This window comes from Paenibacillus radicis (ex Xue et al. 2023) (assembly GCF_024722015.1).
Classification (GTDB): Bacteria; Bacillota; Bacilli; order Paenibacillales; family NBRC-103111; genus Paenibacillus_S.
Genome location: NZ_JANQBD010000011.1, coordinates 11,862 through 36,666 on the forward strand (window position 1 = coordinate 11,862; position 24,805 = coordinate 36,666).

Consider the following 24,805-nt stretch of genomic DNA (forward strand, 5'->3'; position numbering starts at 1 on the left):
AGGGCGAATCCAATCCGCCCCGTTATAAGACTCTTGCCATTGGCCCCTTCATTTCCATGGTCATTTGGCATTCTTTTTCTTCTGATAATAGTCATTCATCAATTGATCGTCTTTATCCCCGCCAAGACGTTTCCATTCCTTCTTTAAATCTTCTGCTGCCATTTGTGGCGTATAAGCCGCTCCGGAAACTACAGCTTTAGCAATTGCCGGATCAACCAGAGCGTTAAAAGCGGTCATCGTTTGATTAAATTCCTGAGTGGACGGCAGCACTGCGAAATCTCTGCGGAACGGTACGGACAGGATGACTTTGCCAGCTTGGGCCCTTAATTCATCGATTTCCCGGAAGATCGGATCCGGATTCGGATTTTTCAAAAGATCCTCGTAAGAGCCCTTGTCGTTGTAAAGCAAATTATACGTAGCCGCATAATTAAGCTCCTTGGCATTCTTTTGCGGATCGACAGGCGCAGGAACCCCGTTGGATATTTTGTAATGCACATTCTCCAATCCATTTGCCAATGTAAACCCGCCTTTGTCGATCATGAAATCGAGGACCTGTACGGCCGCTTTCGGATTTTTCATCTGTTTATTGAAGCCGACCATATTGCCTGCTAAACCTACTCCTTGGTTATAACCGTTCTTTCCGTATTTGGTGGATACAGGAGCGATTGGAGCCAGCTTCGCCGTTGGAGCATTTTTTTTCAAGTCCTTATACGAGTTGTAAATATCGCCGGTCGTACCGAGGAAAATCCCCGACTTCCCTGTTACCCATAGCTGTTTTTGGCGTTCAAAATTTTTGTCCGTTAAATATTCCTTATCAATGAGACCTTCCTCGTACATTCTCTTATTAAATGCAATCGAATCTGCAAACCGCTCTGTCAAAGCGCCATAGGTAGGCTTGCCGTTTTCCACATGCCATTTATCCGCCATCGTATCGAAAATGCCTTGAATCGGACTGCCTAATCCGAGAGGAATATTGAATGAAAAGGGTACTGTATCCGCTTTTCCGTTACCGTCTGGATCTCTTTCTTTAAAGGCTTTGGCAACCTCCAGCAGTTCGTCTGCGGTTGTCGGCATTTTGAGTCCCAGCTTATCCAGCCAATCCTGCCTGATGAAGCCTGCATGAACAATCGTGCCGCTCGTGCCTGCACGCATAACCCCGGCTAAATACATTTTGCCATCGTCGAATGTGACCCATTCCTTCAGCTCCGGATGCTCAGCCAAATACTTTTTATAGGAGGTGCTGTACTTGTCAATGTAAGAGTCTATAGGCTGAAGGGCACCGTTATCAACTAATGTCGATAGAAACGGCCGATTGGCTTCAACGAACAGATCGGGACCTTCTCCTGCTGCAACAAGCGTGTTCAGCTTCTGAATAAGCGGACCTAAGGTAGGAGGAGTAGCAATCCACTTCACTTGAACGCCTGAGTTTTCATTAATCCATTTCGTCCAGCGGTTCTCCTCGATATTGCCTTCCTCGCTTGCGATGTTCCCATTATCTCTGGCATTGACGGAGACGATTTTGGGCAATTTATCATACGGATCGGACGAGCCCTCCGCGCTTGGAGCAGGGTTACTCTTCGTGCAGCCGGCGAGCAATAGGGCAGCAGCCAGACCACCGGATAATGTTAATCGAATCGTTCTACGACCCAAAGCCTTTTTATTCATTGACTTATCCTCCCAGGAACATCATCTAAATTTTCGCTATCCTTTGACTGAACCGATAAGAACACCTTTTACAAAATGCTTTTGTAAAAACGGGTAAAAACAAAGGATTGGCAGCAAAGCGATAAAGATAGCCGCGGCCTTTAAGCCTTCCGGCGTTGGAATATCATTCACACTTACGATGGCCGTATCCAAATTTTGCAGCTTATCATTCATGCCTTGCAGCATTTGATACAGCTTCAGCATCATCGTTGCTTTCTTGGCGCTCGAAATATAGATCAATACATTAAAATACGAGTTCCACCAGTAAACTGCATAAAATAAAGATAAGGCGGCCAGCATCGGCTTAGAAAGCGGTAATATAATCTTGAACAACACTGTCCAATCCCCGGCCCCATCAATAGCAGCGGATTCTTCGATCTCAGAGGGCAGTCCCTCGAAATATGTTTTCATCACAAACATATTATAGGTGCTTATTAAAGCAGGAAGCCATAGTGCCCAATAAGTGTTCATCAAGCCAAGCGTTTTAATCAGAATGAAATGAGGAATTAAGCCTCCGGTGAACAGCATCGTAAACGTTATGACCATAAGCAGCGAATTCCGACCTATAAGTCTCGGCTTGGAAAGCGGATAAGCAGCAAGTACCGTTGCGATAATATTGAACGCCGTGCCGACTACTGTCACGATTACCGTATTGAAGAGAGCGGTGAAGATGGCCCCATCCTTCAATAAAATGCTATAGTTCAATAACGTAAATTCCACCGGCCACAGGTATACCTCGCCCGAGCTTATCGCCCTGCTGCTGCTGAAGGACGCGGCAATAACCTGGATTAACGGATATAGTGCACAAAATCCGCACACCGCAAGTAGGGCATACATGAAGCTGTAGCCAAATCTTCCTGCCAATGTAGTTTTATTCATACCCTCCCCCCTACCATAGTCCTTTTTCTCCTAGTAATTTCACAATTTTGTTCACGCTGATGACGAGAATTAATGCGATGAGCGATTGGAACAACCCGAGCGCTGTCGTGTAGCTGTATTGTGCTGACAAAAGCCCTATCCGGTACACATAAGTACTAATGACATCGGAGATGCCCAAAACCATATCGTTTTGCAGCACAAAAATTTGCTCGAAGCCAATATCCATCATATGCCCAACCTTCAAAATCAACAGTATAGCAACCGTACTGCGTATGCCCGGCAATGTAATATGCCATATTTGACGCAGCTTGCCCGCACCATCCATCTTGGCCGCTTCATACAGCTGAGGGTCCACATTAGCCATTGCCGCTAAATATAAAATCGTCCCCCAACCCGCCTCCCGCCAAATTCCGGAGAGTACGAACGTAATCGGCCACCAAAAGGTATCACCAAGAAAATAAATCGGGTCAAGCCCCAACCCCTTCGTCAAAATACTGTTGATCACACCTCTTGCAGGCGATAATATCGTAATGAGGATTCCCCCAAGAACGACCCACGATATAAAATGCGGAAGATACAGAAAATTTTGCACAATCCGCTTGTACCACTCCACCCGGACTTCATTCAACAGCAGCGCCAGAATAATAGGAGCCGGAAAGCCGAATAAGAGGCTGTACACGTTCAGCAGCAATGTATTTTTCAATACCATATAAAATTCTTTGCTGGCGAACAGACTTTCAAAATGTTTAAGACCTACCCAATCGCTTCCCCATATGCCGTCTGCAAACCGGTAATTTTTGAATGCAATGATCTCTCCTCCGAGCGGGGCCAATTTGAACAAGAGATAGAAACCGATCACCGGCAGCAGCATTAGATATAAGTTGCGGTCCCGAACGAGCCGTTTTCTGATCCCGGCCCACGCGTTCTTAGGCGGCTTGGGGACAAGCACGGATTGTGTAATTATTGTGTCGGATTCGTTTTGCTGCAAGTTTGCTCACCTCCTTTGCCCTTATCGTATGTGCTGCAGCTGCATTTTGAAAAGAAACACCTTTTGATGTAGCCCGCTCTTTTTGACAAATGGCTGATCGCATCTTTTGACCCGCACTTTTTGACATATAGCAAAGCTTCCACTCAACTGAAGTTTTCCGGGTACAACTCTCCCTCGCACGTATCTCATCTAAACCGCGTTGGCCTTCCGGCTTTCCCGAATTGCTGCAGGTTAAATCCAGGTCCGTACAGCTCTTCGAATAGCGAAAAGGAACGTCAGTTCGTTATTTCATGTTTCAACAGCCATTCACACGACGAAAGGGAACGTTGATGCGCTATTGGCCGAATTTCGGTGCCATAACCCCGGTTTTCTGCCAAATAGCGCACCTACGTTCCCCGAGTGCCTCTTTTTCCCCGCTTTCAAGACAAATAGAGCATCTATGTTCCGCCTCTTCCTGTTTGCGTCGCTCATTATCCGCTCCTGTGAACGCAAAACTTTGTAATACTTAAAAAATAAGAAAAGCTTCTATTCGAAGCCCATTCGATGAAGATACATTCGTGTCTTAGCGGTGGCTTTTCTTGCAATATTAGAAAGGTGAACCTCCGGTTCGAACTTATACTTTCTAATATTATAAGAAAAACGCCTTGCGGCGTCCTTGGTGTACAATCTACGTTTGTGCGTTGGGAGGGAATCGGGTATGGGATTCCGGCCGCTGTTGAAGTCGTGTTCCTGCTTTGCGCCGCTTCCTTACTTCCCTAAGCCGGTCTTCGAGCCGTTATTGATAGCCATGAATCTCCCCTGCAGGTGTTCCATGTACAGTTAGCATCGCTATACTTTTAGCGAAGATATCCCCTGCATCTAAACAATACGCCAGTACTGCATCCATGGAAGTTGAGGGCAATACGGAAGTAATTGTTCCTTTATCGCCTGAAAAGTCCAAAAAACAGAGTGATAAAGGAACAGCCCGTTCCGTTATCACTCTGTTTTTGTGCATAAAGGCTCCATTCGGCCAACATAACTTAATTTCCGCTTCCGCTATCACCCCAAATTGGAGGCGGCAGACGGAATAACGGAACTCTCCGTTCCGCACAAAATCTTCCAGGGCTAATCGCCGCTATTCATATAAAAATCCCCCTACCGAAGTAAAGGGATTTCCAATGTCCTATGTCCGAAGCTCAACTGTTACGCTCTTTATATTCGCCCGGTGTCATGCCTGTGTACTTCTTGAAGATCCGGTTAAAGCTGTAGCTGTTACTGTATCCGACTTCCTCAGCAATCTCATTTATTTTCATTCCTGTGCTAATCAGCATCTCCTGCGCCGCTCTAACCCGAATACCGATCAAATATTCAAGGAAATTACATTCCATTTGCTCCTTAAACAACCGGCTTAAGTAGGAGACGCTAAAATCAAACTTTTCGGCAATCAGATTGAGTGACAAATCAGCGCGTTGGTAATTATCGTGAATATAGTCGAGTATTTTGGGAAATGCCTCGTTTTTACTGCGGCTGCTTCGTTTTTCCTGAATTAACCGGATGAGCTCGATCAAAATATTTTTGCTATAAGCGCGTATTTCAGCCAACTCCTGGGAATTATTGATTGTCTGGTACAAATCCCCGTGTTTTCTGGTTATTTCCGATACATCCACGTTAAGCTCCAATGCCTCACTCAAAGATTCGACCAATACCTGGACGCAAAGCTGCTTCATCGTTTCCGGAGGAAAGTTTTCCTGCACTGCCTTATTTATGAGCTCGTCGAAAAGCTGCTCCGTCTTCTTCACGTTCCCCTCACGCAAAGCATCTGCCACACCTTCGCGCGTAGCGAAAATTTTAATCGTACTCTCGCTTGAAGGAATTTTTAAATCCTCGATTGATAGGACCATATTCATTCCAAGCACCAGCTTATACTTTAAAGCTTCCAACGATTCCAGATAGGCTAGCTTAAGCCCTCTCATGTTCTCGGTATGTCTGCTCAAGCCTATTGAAACCGATTTGTTGAAGTACTGTTCAACTGAGCTGTGTATCAACTCGCCAATAGACAGAGCAGTTACGATATTCCCTGAAGCATTCTCGTCCTCAAAGCTCATAATGAAGGCGGCCTTCCCGAGTTCAAGCTGAATAGAAGCTCCTTTCCCGGTAGCATTCATATATTCCTCCGCCATATTACATAGCCCGTATGTATATAACTGTGCATCCCTTTCGCTGCCCAGCTCCTCCGGCTTATCGAACTCAGCGACCATCACAATGTAATTGCTTGAATATAAACGAATGCCCAAAAAGTCAAAAAGCGGTTTTTCCGCCACAGAGCTTGTCCTGTTCCCTAATAGAAGGTCCATGAGCAAACTCCACTTCATGACCGGTTTACTATCTCGGAGCTGCTGATTCATCGTGCGGTTATCGGTGATGACCTGACTGAACTTTTTCTCCAAATAATCCAGATTACCGTACATTTCGGCCGGACTGGAATCGGCTTCCCCCTTCAATTGCGTACTGATGCTCCGTAAGGCTTGCTGCATAGGCCGGTAAAACCGGTTGCTTAGCATTAAGGCCGCAATAACTGCAAATACGACCATTCCCAAAGCTACTGTGAGCAAAATATTACGAATAACCCCCAGCTGCTCATCCTGCTTTTCATCAGGCATGAAATTCATAAATATCCATCCGGTATAAGGCGAGGTATAGTAGTAGACCTGACCGTTCATGCCGTCGATCTGTATTTTCTGCTGACCGCTCTGCTGTAATTGATCGAAGTCATCCCCGAACCATATTTTTCCGGTGTTCTGATAAAGCTGTTCTTTATTCTGATGTGAGATAACATTGCCCATTCCGTCCATTACAAAAACTTGCCCTAGCCTGGAGTTCGTATCGCTAATAAGCTCATTGAGCTTTTCTTCATTTATATTTGCGGCAACGGATCCTTTTTTTCTTGAGCCTGTAGCTGTTAAAGGATAGGAGCGCATGAGTGTGATGACATTTTTATTAATGCTGTAGCTTGTATTGGCGTTATAGGTTACTTTGCGCGGACCGATCCAGACGGATATATCGTTGATCTTATGAAACATATCGACCCATTCAGAATCGAAAAATTGACTGCGTTTCTCCAATGTACTGCTGGAGGCGATAAGGTTGTTGCCGGATGAGTAAAGATAGATCGAGCTTAGGATGTTGTTGGCATCCAGTATCGTCCGGAGCGTGTTGGATAAATTGTTAAACACCTCGTATTTTTGCTGATCCTCAAGGAGATTCCCCTCCATAAACCGTACGACTTCCATCTCTTGCACCAAGTTCAACGTTGTTTTATCTATACCGCGAAGCACCAAATCAACCTTTTGTCCAAGCTGCTTCAGCAGGTCAATTCGGGTCGCATCCAAATCCTCCTTAACATGAACAGCTACACTCCAATAAGACAAGCTTGCGGTAAGGATGACAATACTAACAAACACGGCTACATATACGATTAGCACTTTCTGTGGAATTCTTCTTTTAATTGTCCTCATAACCTGAATAATAACTCAATGCATTGTGGTTTGCTAGGAACTATTTTTGATAAGGTACACCATTTTTGATATGGAGGTTGAGATGAGAAAAGCTTCTGATAAAAGTCTTTTTACATCTTAAAAGCTGGCGCTTAACACCCTTTCACCCTAAAGAATACGAGGACTTTTTCATCCCTTAGGCGATTGCGCTGTCAAGCATACAAAAAGCAAGCTATCGCACCTATTCGTGCGGCAGCTTGCTTCTTCGTAAACTCAGATTTCTTCGATAAGTACAATGATTATTTTTTTTGTAACTGCAGCGCTCTTAAAATGACAGTCAAGGCTTCAGCACGTGTGGTGTTAGCTTTCGGCTTCACTGTGCCGTCCTCGTAGCCGTTAATTAAGTTTTTAGCAGCTGCGGCTGTTAATGCGTTGCGAGCCCAGTCGGATATTTCAGCGTTATCCGCAAAGCTGATTTTCATATCCGTTGAATCGATCTGTGCCGCACGAATTACTATCACAGCCATTTGCTCACGGGTAATCAAGTCGTCAGGACCAAAGGTGCTCACACTATACCCGGTAACAACGCCAAGTGTGGAAGCAGTCTCAATTGCACTTCGGGCCCAATGAGCTTCGGTATCAGCAAAAGCTTTGCCTGTTTGTGCCTGGAGATGAAAGGCTTTTACAATGACAGTAACAAACTCAGCCCTTGTTATACGGTTATCCGGTTTAAAAGTATCGTCCGAATAGCCATTAATCACGCCAAGTTGAACCAAATCGTGAATGTTCATTTCAGCCCAATGCCCTTTGGTATCGCTAAAATCCGCTACTGCCGCCGGAGGATTGGTGATCTCCTTTTTATCCAACTCCAGAACAGCAAATTTCGTAAAATGACGAACAGTTCCCGAGACGGTTCCGTTAGTCAGGTCTACTTTCTGATCATCTAACTGTATCCATCTATGCTCCTTTTCGTTCAACCAATACAAGCTTACAGTTGATTTAGTAAAGTCAATCTTAGTTCTGTCGAAGGGTAATGTAATAATAACTGCCTTACTGAAATCACCAGCTTTATCCTTCTTAATCTCGTATATCTCACTCACTAAGCTCATTGAAGCGACAATAGGAAGAATGGATATATCGCCTATCTTATCTACATTAACCTGATTATCGCTGTCTATGGCTCCGAGTGGCACATCGATTTGGGCTCCGTTCAAGATCAGAGTTCCCCCATAAGCTGCCAAAATGGTTCCGAAGTTGACAGGGCCGCCGCCACCGCCTCCTCTGCCGCTGCTAATCGTTGGGGTAATTGGCGAGTAGAAGACATATTTCGTGAAGTGCTTTGTCCACACCACAATATCTTCGCCAACCGTGATTTTGGCATCCCCACCCGGGGCAATTTCGTGATCTGCGGTCGTCCGGATATCTGCCGATACTGAGCCCGTGATCGGAATCAGCTCACCACTTCTTACGTAGCCAACCAATTTGCCTCCCTGTTTCGGGAACAGCAAGCGTATGGCTTTGTCAAAAGTTAACGTAACATCCGAAGAACCCATTTCAATAACCCCGCTCACATTGCTAGCGCTGACCGATACACTGTTGTTGCTCTGCACTTCTGGCAGCCTGATGGTGCCATCCCAAGCCGCAGGAGCAGTAACTTTCGTGCCTTCCGGAATCACCACCAACACTTTGCCTTGGGAGGTTTCCACTTGCACTTCGATTAATGGGAGGATGGCCTCTTTGTTCGATCCTACAGTAATTGGCACAACTGCAATCTTTGCATTCGTTATGCCCAATGGTGCAGTAATAGTTACGGGCTCACTAGTTACCTGAATGGATGTGTCAGACACAGCCGTTATAGCCACAGCTCTTTTGATAGTCACTCTATATGTTAATTTCGTTGTGCCATCTTGTGCTGTCACTTCAATCGTAACGAGATTTCTGCCAGCATTTAATCGAATTTCTTTGGACGTTGCAATTTCAGAGTTTATTTTCACACTGGCACGAGCTTCTTCGGGAAAAGCCTTCAAAGTCAGAACATCCACACTATTTCCCACAGACATGGTGTAGTCAAAGATAGCCCTGTTAAACTCAAACACAGCGTCGCTTACTTGTAAGGACTGCAACTGAGCATTACTGTATGCTGCAGATGCTTTATTCACGTACACGAGATAAGTTTTACTTGAGCCGTTGTGATCAGTTACCACCAATTCCATTCGGTTGCTGCCCACATCGAGCGGGATCGGTTGAGTTGACTTCCCGCTGATTAAGTTAAGCGGACCCCACACAAGCACATTACCACTGTTGTACAAGCTACCTACAATGCTGGAGTTGCTATCATACACGCTTGCCGTAACGCTAATACTCGGTATTTGACTAGTCACATTAAAATGATACGTAGTTCCCGTTACAGTATCGGCAACTAATGTTAGTCCCCCGCTCGACAGTGTCAGCGCGCTTAGATTTGATCCGTCCCCTGCAACAGCAGCCCTTGTTACAACCACAATATAGGATGCAATCGTTCCATCTTGCGCGGTGACGGTGTAGATCACTGGTGAAGTGAAGTCGTTCGCCGTTGTCCCGCTTACTTGCGCGGTGGTTCTTACCTTCACCGTCGATCCTACGGAACTTGTGAAGGTTGCAACTAGTGACGTTACGGTCGTTGCGTTGGGTACGGTTAAAGTTATATTCGTGCCATTGATTGTACCCACTACCGCCGGCTGCAAGCCTTCGAAGCTGAACGCTGTCAGCTCTTTGGCGCTGCCCGCAGCTACTGTAACCGTTACGGTGTAATTCTTCGTTGTTCCGTTCTGCGCGGTGACGGTGTAGGTCACCGGGGCAGCGAAGTCGTTCGCCGTCATGCCGCTCACTTGAGCGGTGGCGCCTACCTTCACCGTCGATCCTACGGAACTCGTGAACGTTGCAACTAGCGATGTTACCGCTGTTGCGTTTGGTACGGTTAGCGTTATATCCGTTCCATTGATTGTACCTACTACCGCTGGCTGCAAGCCTTCGAAGCTGAACGCTGTCAGTTCTTTGGCACTGCTTGCAGCTACTGCCACCGTTACGGTGTAGATCTTCGTCGTTCCATCCTGCGCGGTGACGGTGTAGGTTACTGGTGTAGTGAAGTCGTTAGCGGTCGTACCGCTCGTTTGCGCGATGGTGCCTACCTTCACTGTCGATCCCGCTGAACTCGTGAACGTTGCAACTAGCGACGTTACGGTCGTTGCGTTGGGTACGGTTAGCGTTATATCCGTTCCATTGATCGTACCCACTACCGCTGGCTGCAAGCCTTCGAAGCTGAACGCTGTCAGATCTTTAGCGCTGCTCGCAGCTACTGTTACGGTGACCGTCCAGTTCTGTGTGCTCCCATCTGCTGCTTTGATCACATAGGCTACAGGTGTCATGAAATCATTAGCGGTTGCTCCACTTACTTGGTTCACGGCACCGACCTTCGCCGAGGCTCCCGCAGATAAACTGAACGTTGCCACCAAGCTGTTCAAGCTAGTGCTATGCGCCACTTCTATCACCACTGTGTGCGCAGTCGCATCGATCGTTGCTGCTCCGGTTTGCTCAGCCAAGCTGAACGCTGTCAGATTTTTCTCGCTACTGGCAGCTACTGTTACGGTTACAGTGTAATTCTTCGTTGTTCCGTTCTGCGCGGTGACGGTGTAGCTCACTGGTGTGGTGAAGTCGTTCGCCGTCGCCCCACTTACTTGCGCGGTGTTGCCTACCTTCACTGTCGATCCTGCTGAACTCGTGAATGTCGCAACTAGTGAAGTTACCGCTGTTCCATAAGGCACGGTTAATGCTATATCCGTTCCATTGATCGTTCCCACTGCCGCTGGCTGCAAGCCATCGAAGCTGAACGCTGTCAGCTCTTTCGCACTATTCGCCGCAACAGTCACGGTGACCGTCCAGTTCTGCGCGCTCCCATCTGCTGCTGTGATCACGTAGCCTACAAGTGCCGTGAAATCATTAGCTGTTGCTCCGCTTACTTGATTGACGGCGCCAACCTTCGCCGAGGCTCCCGCAGATAAACCGAACGTTGCCACCAAGCCGTTCAAGCTGGTTCCATGCGCCACTTCTATTGCTACTGTGTGTGCGATCGTATCGATCGTTGCCGCTCCGGTTTGCTCTGCCAAGCTGAACTCACTCAGCTCTTTCTCGCTGCTCGCAGCCACTGCCACCGTTACAGTGTAGCTTTTCGTTGTTCCATTCTGCGCTGTGACGGTGTAGATCACTGGCAAAGCAAAGTCATTCGCCGTCACTTCACTCACTTGTGCGACCGAGCCTACCTTCACCGTCGATCCGCCCGAACTCATGAATGTCGCAACTAGCGACGTTACCGCTGTTCCATAAGGCACGGTTAATGCTACATCCGTTCCATTGATCGTTCCCACTACCGCAGGCTGCAAGCCATTGAAGCTGAACGTAGTCAGATCCTTCGCACTACTCGCCGCAACAGTCACGGTGACCGTCCAGTTCTGCGTGCTTCCATCTGCTGCTGTGATCACGTAGCCTACAGGTGTCGTGAAATCATTAGCGGTCGTGCCGCTTACTTGGTTCACGATGCCAACCTTCGCCGAGGCTCCCGCAGATAAACTGAACGTTGCCACCAAGCTGTTCAAGCTAGTGCCATGCGCCACTTCTATTGCTACTGTGTGTGCAGTCGCATCGATTGTTGCTGCTCCGGTTTGCTCAGCCAAGCTGAACGCTGTCAGATTTTTCTCGCTACTGGCAGCTACTGTTACGGTGACCGTCCAGGTCTGTGTGCTCCCATCTGCTGCTGTGATCACATAGGCTACAGAAGTCGTGAAATCGTTAGCGGTCGTGCCACTCACTTGGTTCACGGTACCAACCTTCGCCGAGGCTCCCGCAGATAAACTGAACGTTGCCACCAAGCTATTCAAACTGGTGCCGTGCGCCGCTTCTATCGCCACCGTGTGCACATTCGCATCGATCGTTGCCGCTCCGGTTTGCTCAACCAAGCTAAACGCTGTCAATTCTTTCGCACTGCTTGCAGCTACTGTTACGGTTACGGTGTAATTCTTCGTTGTTCCATTTTGCGCGGTGACGGTGTAGATCACTGGCAAAGCAAAGTCATTCGCGGTCACTCCGCTCACTTGTGCAACCGAGCCTACCTTTAACGTCGATCCGCCTGAACTCGTAAATGTCGCAACTAGCGACGTTACCGGTGTTCCATAAGGCACGGTTAATGCTACATCCGTGCCACTGATCGTACCCACTACCGCAGGCTGCAAGCCTTCGAAGCTGAACACTGTCAGCTCTTTCGCACTACTCGCTGCAACAGTTACGGTGACCGTCCAGGTCTGTGTGCTCCCATCTGCTGCTGTGATCACGTAGCCTACAAGTGCCGTGAAATCATTAGCTGTTGCTCCGCTTACTTGATTGACGGCGCCAACCTTCGCCGAGGCTCCCGCAGATAGACTGAACGTTGCCACCAAGCTGTTCAAGCTAGTGCTATGCGCCACTTCTATCACCACTGTGTGCGCAGTCGCATCGATCGTTGCCGCTCCGGTTTGCTCTGCCAAGCTGAACGCACTCAGCTCTTTATCGCTACTGGCAGCTACTGTTACGGTTACGGTGTAATTCTTCGTCGTTCCATTCTGCGCGGTGACGGTGTAGGTCGCCGGCAAAGCAAAGTCATTCGCCGTCACTCCGCTCACTTGTGCGACCGAGCCCACCTTCACCGTCGATCCGCCCGAACTCATGAATGTCGCAACTAGCGACGTTACCGGTGTTCCATAAGGCACGGTTAATGCTACATCCGTGCCACTGATCGTACCCACTACCGCTGGCTGCAAGCCATCGAAGCTAAACGCAGTCAGCTCTTTCGCACTACTCGCAGCTACTGTTACGGTGACCGTCCAGTTCTGCGTGCTCCCATCTGCTGCTGTGATCACGTAGGCTACAGGAGTCGTGAAATCGTTAGCGGTCGTACCGCTCACTTGATTCACGTTGCCAACCTTCGCCGAGGCTCCCACAGATAAACTGAACGTTGCCACCAAGCTATTCAAACTGGTGCCGTGGGCCACTTCTATCGCCACCGTGTGCGCATTCGCATCGATCGTTGCCGTTCCGGTTTGCTCTGCCAAGCTGAACGCACTCAGCTCTTTATCGCTACTCGCCGCTACTATTACACTGACCGTCCAGGTCTGTGTGCTCCCATCTGCTGCTGTAATCACATAAGCTAAAGGAGTCGTGAAATCATTAGCGGTTGCTCCGCTTACTTGATTCACGGTACCAACCTTCGCCGAGGCTCCCGCAGATAAACTGAACGTTGCCACCAAACCGTTCAAGCTGGTGCCTTGCGCCACTTCTATTGCTACTGTGTGCGTAGTCACATCGACAGTTGCCACTCCGGTTTGCTCTGCCAAACTGAACGCTGTCAGCTCTTTATCGCTACTGGCAGCTACTGTTACAGTTACGATGTAATTCTTCGTCGTTCCATTCTGCGCTGTGACGGTGTAGATTACTGGCAAAGCAAAGTCATTCGCCGTCACTCCGCTCATTTGTGCGACCGAGCCTACCTTCACCGTCGATCCGCCCGAACTCGTGAATGTCGCAACTAGTGACGTTACCGCTGTTCCATAAGGTACGGTTAGTGCTACATCCGTGCCACTGATCGTTCCCACTACCGCTGGCTGCAAGCCTTCGAAGCTGAACACTGTCAGCTCTTTCGCACTACTCGCTGCAACAGTTACGGTGACCGTCCAGTTCTGCATGCTCCCATCTGCTGCTGTGATCACGTAGCCTACAGGTGTCGTGAAATCATTAGCTGTTGCTCCGCTTACTTGATTCACGGTACCAACCTTCGCCGAGGCTCCCGCAGATAAACTGAACGTTGCCACCAAGCTATTCAAGCTGGTTCCGTGCGCCACTTTTATCGCTACTGTGTGCGCGATCGTATCGATCGTTGCCGCTCCGGTTTGCTCTGCCAAGCTGAACGCACTCAGCTCTTTATCGCTACTGGCAGCTACTGTTACGGTTACGGTGTAATTCTTCGTCGTTCCATTCTGCGCGGTGACAGTGTAGGTTACTGGCAAAGCAAAGTCATTCGCCGTCACTCCGCTCACTTGTGCAACCGAGCCTACCTTCACCGTCGATCCGCCCGAACTCGTGAATGTCGCAACTAGCGACGTTACCGTTGTTCCATAAGGTACGGTTAATGCTACATCCGTGCCACTGATCGTTCCCACTACCGCAGGCTGCAAGCCATCGAAGCTGAACACTGTCAGCTCTTTCGCACTACTCGCCGCAACAGTCACGGTGACCGTCCAGTTCTGCGTGCTCCCATCTGCTGCTGTAATCACATAAGCTAAAGGAGTCGTGAAATCGTTAGCGGTTGCTCCGCTCACTTGATTCACGGTGCCAACCTTCGCCGAGGCTCCCGCAGATAAACTGAACGTTGCCACCAAGCCGTTCAAGCTGGTTCCGTGCGCCACTTCTATTGCTACTGTGTGCGTAGTCACATCGACAGTTGCCGCTCTGATTTGCTCAGCCAAGCTGAACGTTGTTAGCTCTTTCGCACTGCTCGCAGCAACAGTCACAGTGACCGTCCAGTTCTGCGTGCTCCCATCTGCTGCTGTGATCACATAAGCTACAGGATTCGTGAAATCGTTAGCGGTCGTGCCGCTCACTTGATTCACGGTGCCAACCTTCGCCGAGGCTCCCGCAGATAAACTGAACGTTGCCAATAAGCCGTTCAAGCTGGTTCCGTGCGCCACTTCTATCGCTACTGTGTGCGTAGTCGTATCGATCATTGCCGCTCCGGTTTGCTCAGCCATGCTAAACGCGGTTACTTCTTTCTCACTGCTCGCCGCCACTGTTACGGAGACTGTCCAGTTCTGCGTGCTCCCATCTGCCGCTGTGATCACATAGGCTACAGGAGTCGTGAAATCGTTAGCGGTCACTCCGCTCACCTGATTCACGGTGCTAACCTTCGCAGAGGCACCCACAGATAAACCGAATGTTGCTATCAAGCTGTTCAAGTTGGTGCCGTGAGCCACTTCTATCGCTACTGTGTGTGCAGTCACATCGATTGTTGCCGCTCCGGTTTGCTCAGCCAAGCTGAACGCTGTCAGCTCCTTCTCACTGCTCGCGTCAACGGTCACGGTATAGATAACCTTTGTTGTTCCATCCTGTGCAGTTACTATAACCTTCTTGCCAGAAGCTAAGGTAGTCGCCACAGTTGTTTCATCCTCATCGTAAACCTCAAACGTAGCATTCGCTGCTGGCGTGATCGCTGCCTTCAATGCAGCTAACGTTATGCCATAGGTAATGTTCGTAATGGTTTCGTTCCTCGTGCCGCCTGTGCTTACTATCCCTATCGTGGAGGTCAGTGTTGCTATCGTGCTTATTGCACTCCATTTCGCATATAAGGTTGTATTGGACGTGATTATGTAGGAATCCCCCGGATTATAAGAACTACCTGTACCGTTCGCTTGCGTGTTCCATCCATCGAAGGTATATCCCGTCTTTATTAAATCTAATGTCCCCGTATAAATACTCGCTTTTACTCCTGGCATGTAAGAATGACTAGTTGGAACGGTCCCGCTGGTGTTTCCATTCCCGTCATAGTCTAAATAAGCCTGAATTGCCGGCAAATAGGGATACCCGCCGTTATGTATTGAATCTATCGCCCATATATTCGAAAAATCCCAAATATGAGCATTATCTGCTTCATAAGTGCTTTTATCCTGCATCTGTGCAGTAGATTTGCCTACGCCTCCGGCTGAAACCGATTGTCCTGTTGTTGCTGTGTCGTAGAAGCTGTTGATAGCCTCTCCTCCGCCACCAAGATAACTATCAAGTCTTTCACCAACCAGGCCGCCTACATCCACACTTCCGCTCACGCGTCCAGTGGCATAGCTGTTGTTGATCATTCCGCCACCGTTTTGGCCGGCTAAACCGCCCACTTTAGCATTTCCCTCTACTTGTCCTGAAGCATAGCTGTTGTTAACATATCCATAACGGTTCCAACCAACCAAGCCTCCCACCATTTCACTATCAGCACTTCCTATCACATTCCCTAAGGCGTAACTGTTGCTGACCGCTCCACTGTCGAAGTTATCGTTGTAACCAACCAAGCCTCCTACACCATATGCTCCGCCCACTTTCCCTGTGGCATAACTGAGGCTGACTGTTCCGAAAATATTGCTGCCAACCAAACCGCCTACATGAGAGCTTAAATCACCTTCGCTCAAGTTCACATTCCCAGTCGCGTAGCTGTTGCTGATATTTCCATTAATGCTGTCGCCAACCAAGCCTCCTACCTGAAAACTTGAATCGCCGCCGTTCACATTCCCTGTGGCGTAGCTGTTGCTGATCTTTCCACCTTGAGAGTTGTCGTTTTTCCCAACCAAGCCACCTACACCATAACTTTCATTAGACCCGCTCACATTCCCTGTGGCGTGGCTGTTGCTGATCTCTCCATTGTTGTTGGAAGCAACCAAGCCTCCTGCATATGGACTTGCATAGGTAGAAGCAGGATTTTGGATTAAGCTCACATTCCCTGAAGCGTAGCTACTGCTGATTGTTCCATAATACTCATTGGCAACCAAGCCGCCCACACTAAAACTTCCGATCACATCTCCTAGGGCGTAGCTGTCGCTGATCGCTCCGCTTATGTTCCCACCAACCAAGCCGCCTACATTTTCGCCTCCGCTCACCTTTCCCAAGGCGTGGCTACTGCTGATCGCTCCATTTTTGTTGTAACCAACCAAGCCTCCTGCATTTCTGTCTGAACTTGCAATCAAACTCACATTCCCTGTGGCGTAGCTGTTACTGATGGGTCCATCGGTATTGTAACCGACTAAGCCTCCTACACTTTTATTTCCGCTCACACTTCCTGTGGCGTGGCTGTTGCTGATGATAGTTCCACCATAGGATTCACCAACCAAGCCTCCTACATTTTCACTTCCGTTCACATCCGCCGAAGCGTAGCTATCCTTGATTTCTCCATTGCTGCTACCAACCAAGCCGCCTGCACTATAAGCTCCACTCACGCTCCCTGAGGCGTAGCTATTCTCTATTGTTCCTCCATTGTTCGAACCAACCAAGCCACCTGCACCATATCCTCCAATCACACTCCCAGTGGCGGAGCTATTCTCTATTTTCCCTCCATCATTCAAACCAACCAAGCTGCCTACGATATCTCCACTATGATTAGATACATTTTCCAGCTTCACATTTGCAATTGAACTTCCATTCCCGATACTACCAAATAACCCTGTATAATCACCATTACGTATCGTTAACCCGGTTATTTTATATCCGCTGCCATCCATATGGCCATTAAAAGAAGTATTTACATCTCCTATCGGAACCCAGCCTGCCCCAGCATAACTGCTCAAATCAATGTTACTTGTCAGCTTAAAATATAGGTTCGCAGCTAAATAACTACCCCTGACCTTATTAAGTTGATCGGCAGTTCCAATAAGATAAGGGCTGCTAGAAGAGCCGTTTCCTGAAAAATCTGCTGCAAATGCCTTGCCAATTCCGAAAATCCCTCCGGGTATAGTGCTGAACATTATCATCATCGTAAATATCACTATCATTATTTTATTACCTGATTTGCGCATTCCGCTTTCTCCTCTCGGTCTACCCTTTGATTCCCAACAGTCCAACAGGTGAATCTATCTTGTAGACAGAATTAAAATTTTCATAATGTAAGCTTACAGCAGCCCAATAAAAGAATAATGAAAAACTCGGCCAAAAACAGAAAAAAACCGCGCAGCATCAAGCCTTCGCAGTTTTTTTAAAGCGGATTAAGCTATTTTATTTTTTGTCGGAAAATCGCCTTAGCAGCAGGTCATATAGATGTATCAGTTCCTCAGAAGGACGGATACCAAGCTCCCGGCTGAGGAGCCGCACATAATTGGTATACAGAGCAGTCAATCCCTTTTTGTCCCCAGTCATCTCGTGTATCGTCATAAGATGGCGTATAACCGATTCATCCAGCGGATTGCGCTCGTTCAGCTTGAGCAGCAGCTTTAATGCTATGGCCGTGTTGCGAAGTGAAATTAGCACAACAGCAAGCCGCTTTACGAACAAAGCGTACATCTCCGCGTAGCGCTCCGTTTCGTGAATAGCCCACACATACGCCTTGTCCCCAAACAAATCTCCCGTATACAACCGTTCGATTTGCAGCGCTCTCTCCACATTTCCGGCATCAATGGATTGCAGCATCTCTGTTTGTTTTTCGAATTCCACGTAATCGATAACTGGCTCCTTTAATTCAAGTGCGTAGCCATCATTCTCCGAGCGCACAACCTCGCGCATGCCAAGAGGCTCCAAAGACTTGCGCAATTGATAGACCGTTGTATTTAAATAGTTCTCCGCATTGGCTTTGTGCATTCCGCCGAAAATATCCGTTACAAGCCTGGAACGGGGAATTCGTTTGCCGCGGTAAAGTAGCAAATAAGCGAACAGCTCCGCGCATTTCCTCGAAATCCACTTGACACGGCCCGCTTCGTTGCTTATTGCTACATCGCCAAGCATCGTTAGGACAATCTTGCCGGAATCTGCTGATACCGGAGCCGACAACGACGGGGAATGGATAACCCTATGGTTCGCCAGCGCGCGATTTACCGCCCGCTGCAGGCGCTCCTGTGAAACGGGTTTGACCAGATAATCGATTACGGACAATTCGTAAGCTTCCAAAGCAAATTCCTTATGCGATGTGACGAAGACGACTTGCATAGGAGAATTCGAAGCTTCCAGTTTAGCGGCGAACTCTATCCCACTCTCACCTGGCATGGAGAGGTCTATGAAAGCCATTCCGATATCTGTGTTCTCCCTTAGAAAGGAGGAAGCCGACATCGTATCGCTAAAGGCACCCGCCACATGAACCCCTGGCAGTTTGAGCAACATTTTGCTAAGAATCAAATGCATCGCCGGCTCATCGTCTATCAAAATAACTTTCATACCGAGCCTCCTTCATTCCACCGTTGTCCAATTCGTCCCCTGCACCAGCCGAGCCGGGCAAGGTGAAGGAGAAGGTTGTTCCAATTCCTGGTTCACTCTCGAACCAAAGACTGCCGCCATGGATGCGAACGAATTCGCGGGTTAACGCAAGTCCGAATCTGGTATCCCCTGAATCGTCACTGGTAACCATTACCTTTAGGAAAGGCTCCTCCCGTCGCAGCAATTCCGATGTCTGATCATCGATTCCCGCTCCGTTGTCGCGTACGGACACGACGATCATATCGCCATCCAGAACAGCCCCGACCTCAATCGCCCCGCCGATTCCAGTAAATTTGATCGCGTTGGAGAGCAAATTTCGAAGAATAAGATCCAGCATTTCTTTATCGGCACTGACCGTAAGCAGCTCGTCGATTCGATCCGTCATCTGTATTTGCTTCATGCCAGCTTTCGTGCCGGAAAGCAGCAGCGCCTGCCGGACAACCTGCTGCAAATTCCAGCTTAAGGGACGAAACACGACCTTCCCTTTCTGGCTGCGATACCAATCCAATAAATTTTCGACGAGATGGAACGTACTTTGCACTTGTCCTTTGAGCTCCCTCACCAATTCGGCATGCTCAAAGTCCGCGGCGGTCAGTTCATCACCCAGCAGCTCGGTTAAGCTAACGAGAATTGCGATCGGATCGCGGATATCATGCGCCACAACGGTGAACAGCTTGTCCTTGAACGCGTTCAGCTCGGACAGCTGTCGGGCGTTCTCGCGCAGCCGCGCCTCGCTCTCCTTCAACTCCGTAATATCGTTGAACATCAGAATCTTACCGATCAGGATATTGCCCGAATCGTAGATTAGCGACAAACTGCAGTTGTAATGCTTATTTCGGTTAGCATGGAATTTGTGGAAAGGGAAGCGTTCGTCCCCGTCATTTGCGTGGCGAATACGCTCAAGCAGTTCCGGACTTCCCGACAAAACCTTCTCCACTTTAACAGGGTATTGTGTCGTCAAAGCGAGTTCGGGAAGCACCTCTTCAGCTGCATTGTTGTAACTAACAATTTGGTCCTCATAATCGAGCAGGACGACCCCATCCCGAATGGTTTCGAACACTTTGGCCATCGCAAGCGGCGTTAAGCGAAGCAAATTAAACCGTAAAATTCCCCACACATAGGCAACACCCGATAAGGCGAACCCGAACGGTGTTAAATCAACGCTAATGCTGGTCCAAAGGAAGAGATTGAAAAACATAGGCGCTACCGCACCCAAAAGAAGGACCATGATTTGCTTGCGCACGATCGGCAAAGCCCGCCAATACATAGGGATAAACAGCAATATCCCGCACAGTAGTACGGAATAATTATAGATGGTATGCACCTTATACCAAGGTCCCTTGAGCGTTGTGTACAAGGGAACCGAAGCTCCCTCATTCAGAATGTAGCGCTCATAGATCAGATGATGCCAATCGTTGGTCAAATGGAGGAAAAACACTGCTGCGGGTATAACAAACAGCACTAGCGCGAGACGCTTGCGATAGCGAGATGCCGTCCCGGTAAATTGAATAACCTGAAAGAACCAGAGAGTAGTGACGAAAGGAATACCTAAATATTGAATTTGTAGCGACAGCTTCACTTCGTTCAGGTCCCGGCTCAGCACCTCAAACGCATAGCCGAGCGCATAGAAAGCCGCTGCCAGCATGATCAGAATCATCGTTTTGGCAACAGGCAGATGTCGTTTCCGGTAAGACAAGAAAGAGACAAACACCATCAGCGCCGTTGCGAGAAAAAGCATTATAGACATCCAGTGTCTTATGTCCACGGCTTCGTCTCCCTTATATCGAATGACTGTCGGGTCGCCCGATGGGCTATTTCGACAAATCTACCTCAAAATAGGATATCATCTTCTCAATCTTGTGTCCACGACGGCATCCCCTGCTTATTTTAATTCAAGCTCACTTTTTTGGAAATTTCAAACTATTGATTTGGAGATAGGTCACAGCTTCTCTCCGTTAGGGGTATTTCCTACCTAATTTAAACGGAGGGGTAAGATCCATCGGCGTCATTGGCAACACTATTTCTATCGTTACCCAAGAAATAGGCACCATGCTGTCTTCTGCACAAATGGGAGCCATCATCACATCTTCTACACCCGCATTTATGGTAATTTTTGCTCGTCTGCTGTCAGCAGAAAATAATGTATTAGACTGAATGACCTTATTCCACGCGGCTTTTTGAATTCACTTACTGTTAGACTCCATAAAATAAGTTTTAGACTGACCCTACAAATCGAAACAGCGACAGCCAAGGACGAGAAAATAAAGTCCTGTACTGTTCTGTCGCTGTTTCTGAACTAACGTTTTCCGTTAGCGAAATACCTACATTTCCGTTTGAATAAGTGCCAATGAAAAAGAAAAAGGACGTACACAACGTTGCGGGAACTCCAGCGTTCTGACAAAGTATGCTCAATTTAATTTGAAAATTCTCTGTTCAAATAAGATTCAGATTCACTTTATTGGTTATCGCATTTCCTTGGACAGAGTCAATAGAGTTCAGAGTTAACTTGAGGCTTCTGTTCCTTTGCATAATTCAACCCTAAGTAATGGGCTTGGTTAAGCAGCATCTCATAATGCTTGGGATTGGAATCCAAAGTCTCGTATAATATACTAACCTTTGAATTGGAAACACCGCAATAATCTGCAATTCCCACATTGAGCAGATGAGTAATCATTTCATCATAGTTACGCTTTTTCATCTGTTCTTTGGAAGCGCCCGCCAAACCAATCCACAAGACATGCTGATGATGTAGCTGGTTCGAACCGTATGCAAACCCATTGTTCCATACACGGTCAATATAACCTTTTAGCATGGCTGGCAAATGCCACCACCATATTGGAAAAATAAATGCTAAGGCATCATGCTCCTTCATGCGCCTTATTTCCAATTCCACCTCATGAGAAAAGGACTGTTTCGCAGCTGACGAATCAGGTTCATCTACTCCTTTTAAAACAGGGTCAAAGCCAATCCGGTGTAAATCCAATATCTCATAGTCGTGGCCGGCCTCGGCAAGACCTTGTACGAAACGATCGGCAACCTTAAAGGTCAGAGAATCCTCTCTCGGGTGCGAAACAACGCTTAATACTCTCATACCTGTATCTTCCCTACCTTTCTCAACATCCAATTTGTAGCCATTATCAATGGCTGATGCTATTATAAACAGTATAAAAATAATCCGGAAGTACGCACTTTCAAGTTCTATAGGATGATACAGGTGCCATAGGAACATAGAAGTGCCCTAGATATAGATGTCCTAGAAACTTACCTGAATAACGGATGAGTGAACGAATGTTATGTTCCTAGCAAAAACTTTAACGGAGGGTAATTGATGACTGAAAAGAGGTATAAAGTTGGTGTGGAGGCGGCATTAGAAGTCATGGGAGGGAAATGGAAGCCTTTAATCATCTATCATTTGATGACAGGACGGAAACGGACGTCTGAGCTTCGACGGTTAATGCCCGGCATTACGCAAAAAATGCTGACCACTCAACTAAGAGGCCTGGAAAAGGATGAGATTATTGCACGAAAGGTTTATAAAGAGATCCCACCTAAAGTGGAGTATGAGTTAACTTCCTACGGCTGGGGATTAAAGCCCGCGCTAGACCATTTATGCTATTGGGGAGAGGATCACCTGGAAAAGGTCCATGGTGACAAATCTAATGTTTTAGAAGAGTTTTAAGGCTGTACAAAGTAAATTTTGCACTTAAAGGAATGGGTATTGGGGATTGCCAATGGGCTAACCTAATACCCGAGCGATTGCAGGCCAATGGCAACGGCCCCAGCCTCATGAAACGCAGGCTAGGCTGTTTTTGCACTGCAGTTCCGCTTGATCCGATACCGTCATTTCATCTGCCACATTCGTTACCATGATGCGCTTGATCGTATCGGCATCGAAGGATTGCCCGAGAGTCCAAATCAGCTTCGACACCAGCACCTCTATCAAGACCTAAATTTATAAATTTCAGTCATAATAAAGGGTTCCGCATATTAGTCATGTATAATATGCGGAACCCTTATATTAAATATCGTTACCCGTTAGCTCAAAAGGTACTCCATTCACATCTTATATCCATCTAAAAAAGATGTATTTGTTATCTTCATCTTGCTCTTTTCTGCCCAATCAGCGTCGGCGCTCACCGCGGTTGCTCCAACACGAACGGCTGCGTCCGAGTCACGAACTGGAAGCCCTGCTTGCGCAGGATCGGCGCGGAGGTCGGCAGCGCGTCGACGAAGGCGTGTGTCCGGCCGCGATCACGGGCTTCCTGCAACCGCGAGGCGACCAGCGCGGTGAACAATCCCCGTCTCCGGTGTGTGGTCTTGGTGCGACCCCCGGCTAGTTCGGCGTAGGGCCCTCCGGGCCGGAAGTAGACCCGCCCACAGGCGACGGGCTCGCCGTCAACGTAGGCAATGTGGATGCTCATCTCGTCCGGATTCTCCTTCAACTTAAGGGCCAGCGCGCGCCGCTCCTCCTCCACGTTGTGCCTGCCAATCTCGCGGGACACCTCGGCGTAGTCCTCCAGGTCGCGCTCTTCTCGGACGATCCTGATCTTGTGTTCGCCGCCGTCACCGAAGGCAGCCAGCGATGCCTCGTCCAATGGCAGGACCAACACTTCCTCCTCATCCTCGGCCTCGAACCCGGCGGCGACGAGCCGCTCAGGCAGGTCGATTGGCGTATCGTGACCGTAGTACTTCCACTCCAGGCTATAGCCGCCGGAGACGGCGGCATCCAGCTCCCGGCGGATCAGGTTATCGGTTTCCTCCGGCGGTAGGCTGGCGAACACGATCCGGCACTCCGATCCGTCCGTGGAGCGATCCACGACCACGTCACCGCTGGCAGACGGCACGCCCAGCGACCGTCGCTCGGCATCCAGGCCCGCCAGGATATCGGTTCTTATGATCTCGCCTGTTTCATACACCATTTTCGCTTTCTCCAGAGCCTGGTTCTCCTTGTCCATGTTCGACACGTTCTCCTGCCTCCCTTTGTTTTAGGAAATTTTGTTTCCCTCTTACTATATTACGTCTGTCTGTCCTCAACACAATTCTAAACTATTTCAACTACATATAGGCCTGTTACCACTGTGATTATTAGATTCACTGATTTTTCCGTTCTTTTTGCTTCAATCTGTTGTACTGGAGTAACTTTTCCGCTTTCAAACGGATTACGCAATCACCCTACAAAGTCAGCAAGATCCTTAACTCCTACTTCTTTGTAATCTATATTCCGCTCTTTAAGATAAGTGAAATACTGTTTTAATGCATAGCAATAAGTCTTCAGTGTATTGTTGCTTTTACCTGTCTGACCCAGGTGCTTTAAATACTTCATCACAGGAATAACTGGAACACCCACTTCATCCAACAGCAAATATCTCTTTTTATTATCATTAAGAATTACTGTCACAACGATTTGTGAGTAATGTCCTGGAACGCACTTGATCATAACCGACATGAGCGCCCAAGTTAGTGCTGCTACAATCAATGAAATACCGCCCAGTTGATTGGGCCCTTCAATATGCCCAGTTCCACCCATTATAATTAGTACGCCTAAGTGTTGGACTGAAAAATAAAGTATTAGACGACTTATTCAACCTTGGTTGCCATCATCGTATTGACCCCATTGGTTATAGGGCGGTTACATGAAATTAATATTTATCAACTGACTCATCCCTCCATTTGGGGCGGACTCTTATATTTAGGAATCATTTCTACCGCTGCTGCATTTTTACTTTGGAATCGTGGACTTCAACTTCTTAATGCATCAAGTGGAGGATTATGG

13 protein-coding genes and 3 pseudogenes are annotated in these 24,805 nt (G+C 48.0%); 3 read left to right on the plus strand and 13 right to left on the minus strand.

The window, feature by feature from the left end; all coding sequences use genetic code 11:
- Positions 1-60: 60 nt before the first annotated feature.
- The 8 genes from NV381_RS15935 to NV381_RS15970 all read right to left on the minus strand — a co-directional run bounded on the left by NV381_RS15935 (position 61) and on the right by NV381_RS15970 (position 20,797).
- Positions 61-1,665 carry an extracellular solute-binding protein gene (locus tag NV381_RS15935; protein ID WP_258214288.1) on the minus strand — a complete coding sequence of 535 codons (1,605 nt, stop codon included), beginning with the start codon at positions 1,663-1,665 and terminating at the stop codon, positions 61-63.
- Positions 1,666-1,701: 36 nt separating this feature from the next.
- Positions 1,702-2,583, minus strand: coding sequence for a carbohydrate ABC transporter permease (locus NV381_RS15940; protein ID WP_258214289.1), 882 nt, complete (start codon positions 2,581-2,583; stop codon positions 1,702-1,704).
- A gap of 10 nt (positions 2,584-2,593) precedes the next feature.
- Positions 2,594-3,571, minus strand: coding sequence for an ABC transporter permease (locus tag NV381_RS15945; protein ID WP_258214290.1), 978 nt, complete (start codon positions 3,569-3,571; stop codon positions 2,594-2,596).
- 775 nt (positions 3,572-4,346) lie between these two features.
- Entirely contained in the window at positions 4,347-4,565 is a 219-nt protein-coding gene (locus NV381_RS15950; RefSeq protein ID WP_258214291.1) for a hypothetical protein, read from the minus strand.
- Between the two features lie 181 nt (positions 4,566-4,746).
- The gene (locus NV381_RS15955) at positions 4,747-7,065 is read right to left on the minus strand and encodes a helix-turn-helix domain-containing protein (protein ID WP_258214292.1); all 2,319 of its coding nucleotides are present in this window, start codon (positions 7,063-7,065) and stop codon (positions 4,747-4,749) included.
- Between the two features lie 278 nt (positions 7,066-7,343).
- Positions 7,344-17,648, minus strand: coding sequence for a GLUG motif-containing protein (locus NV381_RS15960; protein WP_258214293.1), 10,305 nt, complete (start codon positions 17,646-17,648; stop codon positions 7,344-7,346).
- 196 nt (positions 17,649-17,844) lie between these two features.
- Positions 17,845-18,993: a response regulator gene (locus NV381_RS15965; RefSeq protein WP_258214294.1), complete on the minus strand. Its 1,149-nt coding sequence runs from the start codon at positions 18,991-18,993 to the stop codon at positions 17,845-17,847.
- Positions 18,968-20,797: a histidine kinase N-terminal 7TM domain-containing protein gene (locus NV381_RS15970; protein ID WP_258214295.1), complete on the minus strand. Its 1,830-nt coding sequence runs from the start codon at positions 20,795-20,797 to the stop codon at positions 18,968-18,970. Before NV381_RS15970 ends, NV381_RS15965 begins: the two co-directional genes overlap by 26 nt.
- A gap of 230 nt (positions 20,798-21,027) precedes the next feature.
- Between NV381_RS15970 and NV381_RS15975 the strand changes: the two are divergent.
- A pseudogene (locus NV381_RS15975) lies at positions 21,028-21,168 on the plus strand (EamA family transporter); the annotation flags it as partial.
- Between the two features lie 349 nt (positions 21,169-21,517).
- Here NV381_RS15975 and NV381_RS15980 read toward each other — a convergent pair.
- Positions 21,518-22,123, minus strand: coding sequence for an NAD(P)H oxidoreductase (locus NV381_RS15980; protein WP_258214296.1), 606 nt, complete (start codon positions 22,121-22,123; stop codon positions 21,518-21,520).
- A 237-nt stretch (positions 22,124-22,360) separates the two neighbouring features.
- On the opposite strand from NV381_RS15980, the gene NV381_RS15985 reads away from it, so the two are divergent.
- The gene (locus tag NV381_RS15985) at positions 22,361-22,711 is read left to right on the plus strand and encodes a winged helix-turn-helix transcriptional regulator (RefSeq protein ID WP_258214297.1); all 351 of its coding nucleotides are present in this window, start codon (positions 22,361-22,363) and stop codon (positions 22,709-22,711) included.
- A 105-nt stretch (positions 22,712-22,816) separates the two neighbouring features.
- On the opposite strand, the gene NV381_RS15990 is transcribed toward NV381_RS15985, so the two are convergent.
- From NV381_RS15990 to NV381_RS38485, 4 genes and pseudogenes are all read right to left on the minus strand, one after another.
- Entirely contained in the window at positions 22,817-22,960 is a 144-nt protein-coding gene (locus NV381_RS15990) for a hypothetical protein (RefSeq protein WP_258214298.1), read from the minus strand.
- Between the two features lie 205 nt (positions 22,961-23,165).
- Positions 23,166-23,987 (minus strand): GNAT family N-acetyltransferase, encoded by an 822-nt coding sequence (locus tag NV381_RS15995; RefSeq protein WP_258214460.1) that lies wholly within the window; start codon positions 23,985-23,987, stop codon positions 23,166-23,168.
- A 212-nt stretch (positions 23,988-24,199) separates the two neighbouring features.
- Positions 24,200-24,355: a site-specific integrase gene (locus NV381_RS38480; protein ID WP_419182274.1), complete on the minus strand. Its 156-nt coding sequence runs from the start codon at positions 24,353-24,355 to the stop codon at positions 24,200-24,202.
- Between the two features lie 69 nt (positions 24,356-24,424).
- Positions 24,425-24,577, minus strand: a pseudogene (locus NV381_RS38485) (EamA family transporter); the annotation flags it as partial.
- Positions 24,578-24,604: 27 nt separating this feature from the next.
- Here NV381_RS38485 and NV381_RS16005 point away from each other — a divergent pair.
- Positions 24,605-24,805: pseudogene (locus NV381_RS16005) on the plus strand (EamA family transporter); the annotation flags it as partial.